1 protein-coding gene is annotated in these 1,518 nt (G+C 39.1%); it reads right to left on the bottom strand.

Features of this window, described 5'->3' with window-relative positions:
* The coding region (locus tag G468_RS0117705; RefSeq protein ID WP_026824116.1) for an Rpn family recombination-promoting nuclease/putative transposase at positions 1-941 on the bottom strand (941 nt) is incomplete at its 3' end.
* Between the last annotated feature and the right edge of the window lie 577 nt (positions 942-1,518).

Here is a 1,518-nt window from a genome sequence, read left to right as displayed (position 1 = left end):
TCAGTATCAGTCAAACCCGTAAATTTCATCACAGATTGCCTATCCATACCACTTTCTAGCATTTGGCGCGCTATCTTCATCGAAGCCTGTTTTTCTCCCTCAAGTTTACCTTCTTGAACGCCATCATTTTTACCTAATTGGTAGCCTTCCTGACGACCTTCCAGTTTGCCTTTTTGAATTCCAATCTCTTCAATTTGTTGAGCAATAGTCATAAGTGCCCCCTCGTGTTTCTCTGACTGTTTGGCTATCTCAGTAATAAATTCCATTGGTTTTTGGGCGTTACCTTCCTGAATGAGATAGTTAAACATAGTGATAACCTGATTATTGGTATAATAATTATACGACAACAGTTTAACAATGCTATCGAGTAGCTCGGTCATATCCCTTCTGCGAATGTGTTTTTGTAATAATTCCAATAACGCCATTCGCTTGTGTTGCATAATCTCACCATCATCAAGTGTGGTGACATCGGCTAACTTAAAAGGATGGGTGTAGATACGCTTTGCTAGTTCCTTGTCTTCAAAGCAGTCAAGCCAATTTGTGCTATAGGGGTGAGGACTCTGTTCACCACAATAAAATAAAATGGGGAAAACCAGTGGCAACTCTTTGTGACCAGCCTCTAGATGCTTGTGCATGGCAGCAAGGCTATATCGCATGAGTCGCCAAGCCATGAGCTTATCAGGGGTGGATTGATGCTCAATTAACACGTAGATATATCCGCTTCCCTTTGTTGTGCTGACTGAATACAGAATATCACTCTGGTAATTTTTCATCTCACTATCGATAAATGAGCCAGACTCCACTTTGAGGCTATCTAAGTCACACAGGGCTTTAATCTCATCCGGTAGCCAAATGTCGAAAAAGTCTTTTGCAGTCTCTTTCTCACTTAAAAACTGCTTGAATACGGCATCGTGTGGGGTTGGGGTGAATTTTTTCGTCATTAGGGTTAATGCCTTTTTTACCTAAAAACTTGATTGACGAGTTTATCACAACATCATAATATATTCTTGTTGAGAGTAATTCTCATCTTCTTCCGACTTCTTAGCAGAAAATAGTACTATAATGCGCTGATTTATGGCGCATTATTTTTTTAAAATTAAGTGCATGGATTTGCACAAAAATGCACAAATTTGCACAATTTTTTGCCTACCTGAAATCACGGTTAATACCTGTACTGGCCTAGTCTGAATTGAATTGTGCAACTGCACAAAAAACGACACTTTTAACGGGCAGGCGTGCGAGGCTACTACTGCAATTTTTGGGGTAAAATCGGATTTTTTCTATCCGAAAGCACACGAAAAATTGATTGCAGGGAATTTTAGAGAAATTGCCAAATTTTTTGATATAGCAGCTCATATCTAGTTCATAAATCAATTTTAAGCGGCCTAAATCGCATTCTAAGGCGTTTTCTCTGTTTTAGTCATGAAAACGTACCTTTTTGATTTTAGCGTTGCTTAGAATCAATTTGAGAAGGTTTTATTGGTTTTGATGCCGTCAGGCATGGAAGGCGATACTCAA

Source organism: Arsenophonus nasoniae DSM 15247 (assembly GCF_000429565.1).
GTDB lineage: Bacteria > Pseudomonadota > Gammaproteobacteria > Enterobacterales > Enterobacteriaceae > Arsenophonus > Arsenophonus nasoniae.
This window is presented reverse-complemented; position numbering and strand designations above follow the sequence as displayed.